Origin of the sequence: Novipirellula sp., from assembly GCF_041583735.1 — a bacterium.
Taxonomy (GTDB): domain Bacteria; phylum Planctomycetota; class Planctomycetia; order Pirellulales; family Pirellulaceae; genus Novipirellula.
The window spans coordinates 1-13277 of record NZ_JBFHFD010000205.1 but is presented as its reverse complement, the minus strand read 5'-3'; the positions used below and the strand labels follow the sequence as shown (position 1 = coordinate 13277).

At 55.4% G+C, this 13277-nt stretch carries 9 protein-coding genes and 1 pseudogene; all 10 read left to right on the top strand.

Annotated elements, in window-relative coordinates; all coding sequences use genetic code 11:
• Nucleotides 1-248: 248 nt before the first annotated feature.
• Nucleotides 249-1661 (top strand): DUF1501 domain-containing protein, encoded by a 1413-nt coding sequence (locus ABX962_RS16370; RefSeq protein ID WP_372721123.1) that lies wholly within the window; start codon nucleotides 249-251, stop codon nucleotides 1659-1661.
• 109 nt (nucleotides 1662-1770) lie between these two features.
• Nucleotides 1771-3081 carry an MFS transporter gene (locus ABX962_RS16365; RefSeq protein ID WP_372721122.1) on the top strand — a complete coding sequence of 437 codons (1311 nt, stop codon included), beginning with the start codon at nucleotides 1771-1773 and terminating at the stop codon, nucleotides 3079-3081.
• Entirely contained in the window at nucleotides 3078-4310 is a 1233-nt protein-coding gene (locus ABX962_RS16360) for a M20 family metallopeptidase (protein ID WP_372721121.1), read from the top strand. The genes ABX962_RS16365 and ABX962_RS16360 overlap by 4 nt, the downstream gene beginning before the upstream one ends.
• 22 nt (nucleotides 4311-4332) lie before the next feature.
• Nucleotides 4333-5295 (top strand): amidohydrolase, encoded by a 963-nt coding sequence (locus ABX962_RS16355; RefSeq protein WP_372721120.1) that lies wholly within the window; start codon nucleotides 4333-4335, stop codon nucleotides 5293-5295.
• Nucleotides 5296-5325: 30 nt separating this feature from the next.
• The gene (locus ABX962_RS16350) at nucleotides 5326-6333 is read left to right on the top strand and encodes a threonine/serine dehydratase (RefSeq protein ID WP_372721119.1); all 1008 of its coding nucleotides are present in this window, start codon (nucleotides 5326-5328) and stop codon (nucleotides 6331-6333) included.
• Between the two features lie 469 nt (nucleotides 6334-6802).
• The gene (locus ABX962_RS16345) at nucleotides 6803-9931 is read left to right on the top strand and encodes a PSD1 and planctomycete cytochrome C domain-containing protein (RefSeq protein ID WP_372721118.1); all 3129 of its coding nucleotides are present in this window, start codon (nucleotides 6803-6805) and stop codon (nucleotides 9929-9931) included.
• Nucleotides 9882-10028 (top strand): annotated as a pseudogene (locus ABX962_RS16340) (twin-arginine translocation signal domain-containing protein); the annotation flags it as partial. The gene ABX962_RS16345 and the pseudogene ABX962_RS16340, both read left to right, overlap by 50 nt.
• A complete protein-coding gene (locus ABX962_RS16335) occupies nucleotides 10005-11399 on the top strand; it encodes a DUF1501 domain-containing protein (RefSeq protein WP_372721124.1) in 1395 nt (464 codons plus the stop codon). The pseudogene ABX962_RS16340 and the gene ABX962_RS16335, both read left to right, overlap by 24 nt.
• A 135-nt stretch (nucleotides 11400-11534) precedes the next feature.
• Nucleotides 11535-12389 (top strand): SGNH/GDSL hydrolase family protein, encoded by an 855-nt coding sequence (locus ABX962_RS16330; RefSeq protein ID WP_372721117.1) that lies wholly within the window; start codon nucleotides 11535-11537, stop codon nucleotides 12387-12389.
• A 512-nt stretch (nucleotides 12390-12901) separates the two neighbouring features.
• Nucleotides 12902-13277, top strand: a 376-nt coding sequence (locus ABX962_RS16325) for a CocE/NonD family hydrolase (RefSeq protein WP_372721116.1), incomplete at its 3' end; no start/stop codon positions are given.

Sequence of the window (13277 nt, the reverse complement as noted above, 5' to 3'; positions counted from 1 at the left end):
TCAACCAACGACAATTGATACGAGACGTACAAACCAATGTCCCAAAACCATGAAGTTACACCGATTTTAACGGTGCAAAACTGAGCCGACAGCGTTAGCCGCGGGCCTTTGAAAGCGAACTTACGGCGCCCGCGGCTAGCGCCGTCGGCTCACGAAACAGACGAAACTTTAGCTCACAGGCTAGAAGCCTATGCTACGTACTCGAATGACAGGCTAGAAGCCTATCCCACATTAGAAGCCTACCCCACATGTCAAACCTATCACGACGACATCTCTTGCGAACGACCGCGGCGGGATTTGGTTCGCTCGCGTTGGCATCCCTGTTGGCCGACGAAACGCGTGCCTCCAATACGACGGCTCGCCAATCCGATCTGCATCTGCCTCATTTTCCGCCGCGAGCGAAACGAGTCATCTTTCTGTTCATGAAAGGGGGCCCGTCGCACATGGATACGTTCGACTACAAACCACAACTGCAAAAAGACGACGGCAAACCGTTGCCGTTCGAAAAGCCGCGGGTTCAATTTGCACCGACGAGTAACCTGTTGGGATCGCCCTGGAAGTTCCAACGCTACGGTGAAAGTGGCATCGCTGTCAGCGAGCTGTTCCCCCACGTCGCCGAGTGTGTCGACGACCTGTGCATCATCAATTCGCTGCATGGCACCAACCCTGCGCACGGCGGCGCGAGCATGAAGCTGCACACCGGCAGCGACGTATTTGTGCGTCCGAGCATGGGATCCTGGGTCACCTATGGGCTGGGCACTGAGAACGAGAATTTGCCGGGATTCATTACAATTTGTCCCACGCTTGCCCATGGCGGCACCAAGAATTGGGGGTCAGCGTTTCTTCCCGCAAGTGTCGCTGGGACCCCAATCGGCAACGCCAGCCAACCGTCGGACCAAGCGAGAGTAAAGTTCGTCAAGAACGCACGAATGTCACTCGAGGCACAACGGATGCAACTCGATCTGACTCAGTCGCTGAACCGAGAATTTCTGGAGACCACCGGCCCCGACTCGGCACTCGAAGCTCGCATTAAATCGTTCGAGTTGGCTTTTCGTATGCAGACCGAAATGCCTGAGGCGTTGGATCTCGCTGCTGAAACCGCAGCGACACACAAGTTGTACGGAATCGACAATGAAACGACTGCCGATTTTGGACGCCAATGTTTAATGGCACGACGGTTCGTCGAACGTGGCGTGCGGTTTGTGCAAATCACGCACAGCAATACCGAAGTCCAGTGGGATCAACACGGCAATCTTCGCAAAGGACACACGCAGAACGCGGCCGAAGTCGATCTGCCGATCGCAGGACTGCTGAAAGATTTGAAATCTCGTGGGCTGCTCAAAGACACACTGCTGGTGTGGGGTGGCGAATTTGGCCGCACACCGACGTGCCAAGGCGCTGGAAACGACGGACGCGACCATAACCCCGAAGGTTTCACGATGTGGATGGCAGGGGCGGGGGTTAAAACCGGAATCCAATACGGTGCCACCGACGAATACGGCTACTACGCCACCGAGAACAAAGTTCATATCCATGACCTGCATGCCACGATATTGCATCTGCTAGGACTCGATCACAAACGGCTAACCTATCGTCATGCTGGCCGTGATTTCCGGTTAACCGATGTCGCTGGCAACGTCGTCCACGACCTGTTCGCTTAAAAGTGGGATAGGCTTCCAGCCTGTCATGCGGTTTTGATACTAACCCAAGCATCCAGCCCGCTCCCTAACCGACGACAGGCTAGAAGCATATCCCACATCCCCTCCCGCATTGGAAATCCCTATCGACACTCACATCAATCGCATCGATTCGTCCGCCGTGCTCAGTCGCAGTCGCTGGGTGCTGTTAACGTTGTTAGTCATATCGATTTTGGTCAACTACATTGATCGAGGAGCGTTATCGGTTGCAATTCCCGCGATTGAACTTGAGTTCTCGTTGACGCCGACTCAGAAGGGACTGTTGCTGTCAGTGTTCTTCTGGTCATACGCGCTATTGCAGTTGCCGGCCGGATGGTTGGTCGATCGGTACGATGTGAAATGGGTGTACGCGGGCGGCTATTTGATTTGGACCATCGCAACTGCCTTGACCGGATTTGTCGGCGGTTTCACCGCACTACTGGCGGCCCGCTTACTGCTAGGACTGGGCGAAAGTGCCGCCTATCCCGCAATTTCGCGACTGATCGTCGAAAACTTCCCCGAGCATAAACGTGGCACCGCCAATGCCTTGATTGACGCGGGCACCAAAATTGGTCCCGCACTCAGCATCCTGGCCGGTGGTCTGTTGGTCGATCAATTTGGTTGGCGTGCGTTGTTCATCGCCCTCGGCATCGGCAGCATCTTTTGGTTGTTGCCTTGGATCAAATATGTTCCGTCACGCCCGCGGCACGACCACCGCGTTGACGAGCCAACACCGAAAATGAATCGTCCTTCACTCGTTCAAGTCGGACTGCACCGTGCGGTGTGGGGAACCTCGCTGGGCATGTTTTCGCTCGGCTACGTTTGGTACTTTTTACTGACGTGGTTGCCATCCTATTTGATGGACGTCCATCATCTGAATTTGAAAGAGACCGCGGTTTCGGCAGCACTTCCGTTTTTGGCAATGGCAGCGTCCTCGGTGTTCTGGGGCTGGGCAGCCGATCGGTTGATTCAACGAGGCAGCTCGGCCACGTTCGCTCGGAAATCGATCTCCCTTGGCGGGCTTGCCATCGCAGCGGTATTGCTGATCGCCGCGTCACGAACTGCTTCAGCCACCGTTTGCATCGCGTTGATTACTGGCGGTTGTTGTGCACTCGGAATGTTTACCGCCAACGTTTGGGCGATGACGCAAACATTGGCTGGTCCTGCCGCGGGAAGCTGGACAGGCATCCAGAACTGTGTTGGCAACATGGGCGGTGTGGTTTCGCCGCTAGTCGCGGGTTGGTCGGTCGAGCAAACGGGATCCTATCAAACGGCGTTTTACGTGGCCGCGATCGTGATGGCATTTGGTATTGCCGCCTATCTGTTTATCGTCGGCCCGATCGAAGAGATCCAGTGGCGACAAGACGGTTCGAAGAAAACAAACCTCGCCGGAGACAAACCATGAGTGAAGGAAACGTGTGTGAGAACGAACGGGACACTCACCCGGTGCTCGAGACGCTCGCGGACTTGGTGCGGATCAACAGCGTCAATCCAAATTACGAAGCGGGCGTTCCCGAAGCCGAGATGGCTGATTTCGTGGAACATTTTTTTGCCACACGAGGTATCGAAACGTGGCGGCAACTCGTTTACCCCGATCGACCGAATGTCATCGCTCGCGTCCCCGGTCGCGATCCGCAGCGGCGAATTGTGCTCGAGGCCCATATGGACACCGTCTCGACGATCGGCATGACGATTGATCCGTGGAACCCGGAAATCCGAGACGGCAAGATGTACGGACGAGGTGCATGTGACACCAAGGGCGGAATGGCCGCGATGATGCACGCCGTGGCCAGTCTTGCAGCCGACGGGATCACGCCGGAGTGCGATGTGCTTTTCGCTGCCACCATCGACGAAGAGTTCTCGTATCGAGGCGTCGTTGCGCTGTGCGACTCGCTTGAAGCGGGTCCAGTCGATCCGCAGATTTTGAAACAAGAAACATCACCTCGAAATCCCTGGACGGCTGAAGCCGCCATTATCGCCGAGCCAACGGATTTGATGCCGGTGATTGCCAGCAAGGGACTCGTTCGCTGGAAGATCGAAACACGCGGTAAGGCAGCTCACTCGGCAAAGCCGCATCTTGGCGTCAACGCGATCGAGCACATGGCTCACGTGATCACAGCGATTCAAAAAGACACGCTTCGGTTGTCCCAGGACACTCATCCGTTGCTCGGACCGGCAACGTGCAACATCGGCATCATTCGTGGTGGCGTGCAAATCAATTTCGTACCCGACCGCTGCGAGATCGAGATTGATCGCCGACTGCTGCCTGGCGAAACACGCGAAACCGTCTTGGCCCATTATCAACAACTGATCGATTCGGTCGCGGCCGAACATCCGGGAATGGATGTGGTCATGCACCCACCGATGCTGAGCGACCGGCCGCTGGAAACGGATGCCGATTCGCCTGCGGTGCAAACGATGGCAAATGTACTTCGCGACATGGGAATGGACTCGGCCTTGATCGGAGTGCCGTTTTGTAGTGACGCCAGCAAGTTCGGGGCGATTGGCATCCCCAGCATGATTTTGGGCCCCGGAAGCATCGACCAAGCCCATGCGGCGGTCGAGTACATTGAGTGCAGCCAAGTCATTCAGGCTGCGGAGATCTATCGACGGTTCCTAACCGAATTCAAGTAACACACGACATCAGGATACGAAATTGAAAAACGATCCATCCATCAAGCTGTCTCGACGTCGCTTTGTCGGTGGCGTGATTGCCACTGCCGCGACCGCAACCGCGATGCAAACCTACGCTGCCTCACCCGCCGAGGCGGCCTCACCCAAACCATCGCCGGGATGGATCGACGCCCACGTTCATGTCTGGACACCCGACACCGATAAATATCCGATCAGTCCGGATTTTTCCAAATCGGACATGCTTCCCAAAAGCTTTACCGACGAGCAGCTATTCAGCCATTGCCGACCGGCGGGAGTCGAGCGGGTCGTCTTGATTCAGATGAGCTTCTACCAATACGACCATTCGTACATGCTGGACGTGATGAACGCGAATCCTGGCGTGTTTTCTGGAGTCGCACTGATCGATCATCAGCGACCTGATCTTGCCAAGCAAATGAAGTCGCTCGCTGAAAAGGGCATGCGAGGATTTCGCTTGCATTCCAGAGGTGATGCCAAGGACTGGGTCGACGATCCCGGCATGCAGAAACTATGGCGGACTGCTGCGGACGAAGGTTTAGCCGTCTGTCCGCTGATCAATCCCGACGACATTCAATACGTTGATGCCTTGTGCAAACGATTTCCTGAGACAACGGTCGTCGTTGACCACTTCGCTCGGATCGGAGTCAGTGGCAAGATCGAGCAAGATTCGCTCGACCAACTCTGTCGACTGGCACGTTTTCCCAACACGTATGTCAAAACGTCCGCCTTTTATGCACTGGGCAAGAAGCAAGCTCCCTATGACGATTTAATACCGATGATCAAACAGGTCACCGAGCACTTTGGTCCCGATCGATTAATGTGGGCCAGCGATTGTCCCTTTCAAGTCGAAGACGGCCATACCTACGAAGCCTCGATCGCACTCATACGTGATCGCATCGATTTCCTGTCCGCAAATGACAAGCAGTGGCTACTGAAAGGAACCGCTAAAAAAGTCTTCTTCGCCTAAAAACGCCCTCTCTCCCTCTCTCCCTCCGCCATGCCCGCCGTAGCCACAATCACCGAAGTTCGCGCCGCCGAAAAAGTCATCCGCCAATACCTTTCCCCTGCACCGCTGATTCGTTCCTACGCGTTAGAAAAGGAACTCGGGTTGCAATCCGGTCGCCGGGTTTGGGTCAAGGATTATGGATGGACGCCCGTCGGATCGTTCAAATTGCTCGGCGCAATCAACTGGATGGCTCAGCATTTGGATCAGATCGGTGACCGTCCCGTCGCAGCTCATTCCTCTGGCAATTTCGCTTCGGGATTGGCGTTTGCCGGAATGACATTCGGTAAACGAGTGATCATCGTGATGCCCGAAGATGCACCTGAAATCAAGTTCGCTCGTACCCGCTCGTTTGGTGCCGAGGTGCGAACGTATGACAAGTCAACGGATCATCAAACTGGCCAGCGTGACCGTATGACTCGGGAAATCGCCGAGAACGAACAAGCGATCCAAGCATCGCCCTACGATGACAACGACGTGATCTCAGGTAACGGAGTCGGCGGTCTGGAAATCGTGGACGAATTAAAACGACAGGAACGCGAAGTTTCTCATTTCGTTTGTGCCGTCAGCGGTGGCGGGTTGATGGCGGGTCACGCGTTGGCAATCGCGGACGAGTTTCCGGATGCAGCGATCATTGGCGTTGAACCGTCCGGTGCCGACGACTTTGCTCAATCACTAGCGGCCGGAAAACGCGTCCGAGTCGATCATCCCGACAGCATCTGTGATGGATTGTTGTCCTACGATGTGGGTGAGCACAATTGGCCTATCCTTCGCGAGCACGTCACCGCGTCCGTGTGCGTGACCGACCCCCAAACGTGTCAAGCGATGAAGTGGATCGACACCCAGCATGGGCTCCGCAGCGAACCATCCGGTGCAAGCACCATCGCGGCATTGCTGTCAGGGAAAGTCGCTCTCGAGGGTGACGGAGACATTGTCGTCGTGCTGAGCGGTCGCAATGTTGACCCCGAGGATTTTCAAAAGTGGACTCGTGACGTCGCCTAGTGCAGGTAGGCAGAAATCATCGGGCGGAATCTTATTCGCCGTTTGGCTGTTAGTTTGGGCTGCTAGAACTTTGGTGTTGTCATCGGATATTGGGCGTGAGTTTTTCTTTCGGCCGATAGTGCAGTTACCTCTCCACCGACGAAGTCGGGGGAGAGGTGCCAGAAAACTTGCGCAACTAAATATCACAACAAGCCCAAAGCCTTAGCCGCCCAGCGTTAGCTTTCCCTGCTAAATCGCTACCATAACGTAGAATTCAAACCGGCGCAAGTTTCGCTTCGATTCTTAGTCGTGATCGCGACCGAAACGCGATATGTTGTTGCTATTCACCGCGGAACGCGTCACAATGGCAACCACTGGCAGCGGCACAGCGGCCAGCCCCACCTCCATCTTCCCACCTTTATCGAATCGGTATCTCACCATGTTTCCATGGCTGGCGTCTTGGCTGCCGAATCGTTCAGTAGCCGCTCGAATGTCCCTCCTGCTCGTGATTGGCCTTCTGGTCTCGGGCGGATCGACAAAAGCCGACGAGAAGATTTATTTCGAGACTGACATTCGCCCAATCCTGCGCGAATATTGTTTCGATTGCCACGGGGCAACCGAAGAACTCGAAGGCGGTTTGGATTTGAGACTTGTTCACTTCATTGCATCAGGTGGCGACTCGGGTACTGCTTTGGTACCGGGCGATCCCGAATCAAGTTTATTGTTCGAGCGAATCATCGATGGCGATATGCCACCAGGCGAAGCGAGTGTATCGGACGACAAGATCGCGGTCCTCGAGAAATGGATTCGCCAGGGGGCAGCGACGCGTCGCACGGAACCCGAGCAACTCGAACCGGGCATCCCGATCACCGAAGAAGAACGAAACTATTGGGCCTATCAACCGATCACGCCGCCGCCGATTCCGGCCCCCCCAACAAGTGGCAGCGTCCGCACGCCGATCGACGCATTGCTGGTTGCCGCGATGCCATCGGGACTCACGCTTTCACCCGATGCCGATCGATTCACGCTCATCCAGCGTCTGTATAACGACTTGATCGGATTGCCAGCGACCAAGTCTCAAGTCGATCGATGGTTGCATTGCCCTGATGTGGATTGGTACGAACAATTGGTCGATGAACTGCTGCGATCGCCTCACTACGGCGAGCGGTGGGCTCGGCATTGGTTGGATGCGGCCGGGTACGCCGACAGCGACGGCTATACGGTCGGCGACAGCGGTCGTGATTGGGCGTGGCGTTATCGTGATTATGTGATCCGATCTTTGAACGACGATAAACCGTTTGATCGATTTATTACGGAACAGATCGCCGGAGATGAACTTGCCGGACCTGCCGATGGCGATTGGACGGAACATCAAATCGAACTATTGACGGCCACCGGATTTTTACGGATGGCAGCCGATGGCACGGGAAGTGGCGACAACAGCCCTGAAGCTCGCAACAAAACCATTGCCGACACACTGCAGATCATTAGCAGCACGCTGCTTGGGTCGAGCGTGCAGTGTGCTCAGTGCCATGACCACCGCTACGATCCGATTTCGCACGCCGACTACTTTGCACTGCGTGCCGTCTTTGAACCGGCCTTGGATTGGCAAGCTTGGAAGCCGCCCGCCCAACGCTTGGTCTCGCTCTCGACCGAAAAAGATCGTGCCAAAGCCGCAGCGATCGAAGTCGAGGTCCAGGCAGTAGCGGCTGAGAAAAAAGAGAAGCAGACGGCATTTATCAAACAGGTATTCGACGAAGAACTATTGAAATTCGAAGAACCATTACGCACCGAGTTGCGGACGGCTTATGAAACAACGGCGGCCCAACGGACTGCGGAGCAAACCAAATTGCTCGCCAGCCATCCTCAGATCAACGTCACCCCCGGTGTGCTGTACCAATACCGTCCGAAAGCCGCCGAAGAACTGAAAAGCTACGATGCCAAGATCGCCGAAATGCGTGCCAAGAAGCCCAAAGAGGAATTCGTTCATGCGTTAGTTGAACCCGCGAATCATGTTCCGGTGACGCATCTGTTTCATCGTGGCGACTTCAATCAACCGAAACAGGAAATTCGTCCTGCGGCGCTCACCGTTACAGCAGCGGAAGGAACGCGAGTCGAGTTCCCCATCGACGATCCGAACTTGCCCACCACCGGCCGTCGACTCGCATTCTCGCAATGGTTGACGGACCGCAGCAATCCATTGACCGCACGCGCGATCGTCAATCGAATTTGGATGCACCACTTTGGTCGCGGCATCGTGTCGACCCCTGGCGATTTTGGACGTCTCGGTGATGATCCGTCGAACCTGCAGTTGCTTGATTGGTTAGCCAGCGACTTTGTCGAGCACGGTTGGAGTCTGAAACATTTGCATCGCCAAATTTTGACGTCGACTGCTTGGCGTCAATCCACTTTCCGTGATCCAGCCCGCGAAGCAATCGATGCCGAAAACCATTTCTATTGGCGAAAATCATTGCAACGTGTGGACGCCGAGATCCTCCGTGATTCGATTCTAACCGTGTCTGGCACGCTTGACTTGAAACCGTTTGGTCCTCCGGTCGCCATCGCTGAGGATGAAACCGGGCAAGTTCGTGTCAACGCACAGCAACCGCGGCGCAGTGTCTATGTACAAGTCCGCCGCAGCCAACCGGTGGGCATGCTGCAAACGTTTGATGCCCCAGTGATGAGTGTCAACTGCGATGCGAGAACCGTGTCTACCGCGGCCCCGCAATCGTTGATGATGCTGAACGGCGAATTTGTTTTAGAACAAGCAAACAAGGTTGCCGAGCGAGCGATTGCCGACGATTCGGTGAACCATTCTAAAGGGAAGCCCGCACGAGAAGCCGACATCCCGGCACTCGCGTCATGGTTGCCCGATTTGCCGCCACCGACGTGGACGTACGGCACCGGGGTGGTCGATGACACTGCGGGGATACTTCGTGAGTTTCATCCGCTCGCACATTTCACAGGCTCACAGTGGCAAGGCGGTGTGAACGTCCCCGACCCGACGGTCGGTTGGGTGCTTTTGACCGCTCATGGTGGTCATCCAGGCAATCCGACATACCCGGCGATTCGCCGCTGGGTTGCACCGGCCGATGGACGGGTCAGTATTTCGGGAACACTGCAACATAGCAGCGAAAACGGAGATGGAGTTCGCGGACGCGTCTTTGCTAAAACCGGACAACTGGGGACTTGGAACGCGTTTCACAGTTCAGCCGCCACCCCAGTCGCAGCGATCGCCGTGCAGAAGGGCGACCCTATCGATCTCGTCGTCGACTGCATCGCACATGAAACGTCGGACTCGTTCAACTGGGGGGCGAAAGTGACATTCACACCATCCAGCGGAGAGGCGGTGATCTATGATTCCGTCGCTGATTTCCACGGTCCCGCCGACGATTTATCGCGTCTACCGGCGCAGATTATTGCGGCCTGGGAAATCATATTGTCGCGCTCGCCGAGCGAGGATGAACTTCACATGACGCTCGCATTTGTGGGCGACCAACTCGCACGGATGGCAAACGATCGCCAAGGCGTCATGCAGGGAAGCACCCCTGCGAAACAAGTGCTCGTTAATGTGTGTCAAATGCTGCTCAATTCCAACGAATTCATTTACATCGAATGATTACAAGTATCGGCCCATCATGAATCCCCACCCTCCCACCAATTCGCGGCGTCAATTCCTGCAGCACACCGGGATGGGTGTGGGGGCACTGGCGTTGCAATGGATGTTGACTCAGGAAAATGCGTCGGCAAAACCTCCGGTGTTAAAGGAGCTGCCGCATAACGACATGCTTCCTCGCTCGCCTCACTTTGCGCCGCGTGCCAAGGCGATGATCTCGCTGTTCCAGCACGGCGGGCCTTCACATATGGATCTGACCGATCCAAAGCCCGAGCTCAGCAAATATGACGGGACTGATTATTCAGGCGACATTCAGTTTTCGTTTGTCAACGAAGCTAGCAAAAAACTGCTCGGTAGCCCGTACCAATTTAAGCCTCATGGCCAATGTGGAACGGAGCTGTCCGAATTGCTACCGCACACGGCGGGTGTCGTTGACGACATCTGCTTGATTCGCAGCATGCGTACCGGGGCGAACGGACATGAAGTCAACATTCGCTACTTCCACGGAGGCATTCCGGCGGTGTTGGGGCGTCCGACGTTCGGGTCGTGGTTGACGTATGCACTCGGCAGCGAATCACAAGACTTGCCTGCGTTTATGGTGTTAGCCGATCCCGGAGGTCATCCCGTTGACGGAGCGACCAATTGGAGCAATGGATTTATGCCTTCGATGTTCCAAGGAACAGTGCTGCGTCCGAAAGAGCCGCGAATCTTTAATCTGCAACCCCCAACGCATCTGTCGGGCGAATTCCAACGTCAAAACCTGGACTTCTTGCAAACACTCAACCGCCAACACTTGGAGTCGCATCCAGGCGAATCGGACCTCGAGGCAAGGATCGCCAGCTACGAGCTAGCGGCTCGGATGCAAACCGCAGCCAGCGATGCGTTAGACATTTCACAAGAGACTGCGGCGACACACAAGATGTACGGGTTGGATCAACCCGAGACACGCGAATATGGCACCCGCTGTTTATTGGCAAGGCGGTTGGTCGAGCGAGGCGTTCGCTTTGTACAACTGTTTCACCACAATCAGCCTTGGGACAACCACAGCAATCTGAAATCAGGACTTGCATCGATTTGCCGAAAGACCGACCAACCCGTCGCGGCCTTGGTTACGGATCTGCGTCAACGCGGGATGCTGGACGAGACGCTCGTTCACTGGGGCGGCGAAATCGGCCGGCTGCCAGTTACGCAGGAACAGGGGTCGCCGGAAAAGGCGGGACGCGACCACAATGGCCAAGGTTTCAGCATTTGGATGGCCGGCGGCGGCGTTCGTGGCGGTATGACATTCGGTAACACCGACGATTTTGGGCACCACGCGGTTGAGAACATTGTCACTCCGAACGATTTCCAAGCGACCGTGATGCACCTGTTCGGTTTGGATTACGAGCAAGTCGCCTTTCCTCATCGCAACCAACAACAAATCATCACCGCAGGCCGACCGGCACGCGTCGTTAGCGAAATTATCAGTTAAACAACGTTCGAGCAGTAAATGGCAGCGAGGCCCCGTAGCCGAAGTCGTCAAGACTTTAGTGAAGTGCCGAACAAGTCGAAACTCTTGACGAGTTCCGCTACGCAAATAGATACGTCTAACACAGGAAAACCATCGATGAATCGATCCCACCAGAAGCCCCTCTTCGCCCGCATTGGTTTCCTCGTTGTCATTGTCGCAATTACTACGTCCCCGTCTCGTGTTCAAGCCGAGCATGAGGGCAAGCTGCAAATTTTGTTGCTCGGCGACAGCACCACGGAGGGCAGTGTGCCGCGGCGACTAAAGCCTGAAGGCCCTCATTTAGAAACGGTCCTGGAACAACTGCTGGCGGCGGATACAGAGCTGCCCGCATGTCATGTCATCAATTCAAGCCAAGGGGGTGAAACGATTCGCCGACTGCTCGATTCGGGCCGCTATGATCGCGACGCCTCAAAATTGCCGGGAATCGATTACATCTTCATTCGGTATGGCTTGAATGACCGTGCAAAGATTGAAAACTTTACCGAGAACTTTCCCAAACACTTTGCCGAGTTGTGCGAGCGGTTACGCCACGATCATCCGTCTGCCGAATTGGTTCCGATGACCGTGATTCCGTTTTCCAGTGAAGAGGCGAGCACACAGATCAACGAATTAGTTCGTCAAGCCGCCGCGACAGAAAATCTGGAAGTCTTTGACATCTACCCGCGTTACGCGGCAGAGTTGAACAAGGGCGTGAACTCGCTGAACTATCGCCGTTACCCGCTTGCCAAAATCCCCGCTCAATATCATCCATTGGTCCAGCCATTTGTTCACGGCCCCAGCGTGGAAGTGATGGACAACGAGCTCGATCCCATTCTCGGCGATTTGCCGGGGTGGTATTCCGACCGTCACCCCAATTTGGCGGGATACAATGTGATTGCCCACGAGACGGCGAAATACCTTGGCAAGCGATTGCGACAACGGCAGAACGAAACGGCAAGTGCGAGTCAGTGAAGATGATTCGCACCGTCCGGTCAGATTCCTTATCGATTTTCGTAGCGACGTGTGTTTTCGAGTTGCTCAATGTTTCCGCCACGTCGCCACCCACCTCGAGACTGCTGAAATAAGATCCGACGTGGCGCCAGCGTACTGTCACCTCTCCCGAACGCAGTTTGGGAGAGGTCGAGCAGAGCTTTCAGCGATGCTCGGGTGAGGGCGACCGAGCAAGTTGAGTTCCACTGCACGCTAAGTTGCGCGGTCGGCCCTCACCCGAACGAGGCCTGAAGGGCCCGTTCGACCTCTCCCTGCTTCGCCGGGAGAGGTGACTGAGGAACTTGCCGGAACATAGACTCGCTCCCAAAATCTTGTGCAAACATCAAACGTTTAGCAGTCCACATTTACGCCATGCGGCTCTATGCCGTTGTGTCGCCTGCACCTAAAACGACCTAACTTCAAACGGCACATGCGGTAACATAACACACCTCCGATCAGCTATACTCTATAGAATTAATCACCCGAATGATTCGTTGGTTGGCAAGTGGCAAGACATGTTTCTATTCAATGCGATAGCTCAAAGACAATTTCGCTGGGCATTTTTGATCGCACTGGTGATCGCCAGCGGATCCTTCAGTGCTGCGGCCGACTATGTTGTCCAACGTGACGTGATGGTTCCAATGCGTGACGGAGTGCGATTGGCAACCGACGTCTACCGGCCCGCTGTTGCGGACCTACCGGTGGACGAGGCGTTACCGGTCATCTTGTCACGGTTGCCCTACAACAAAGCCGGTTCCAAGTTGATGGGCGCCTACTACGCTACCCATGGCTACGTGTTTGTCGCCCAGGACACGCGTGGGCGTTATAACTCCGAAGGCGTCTGGCACATGCTGACCGACGACGGACCCG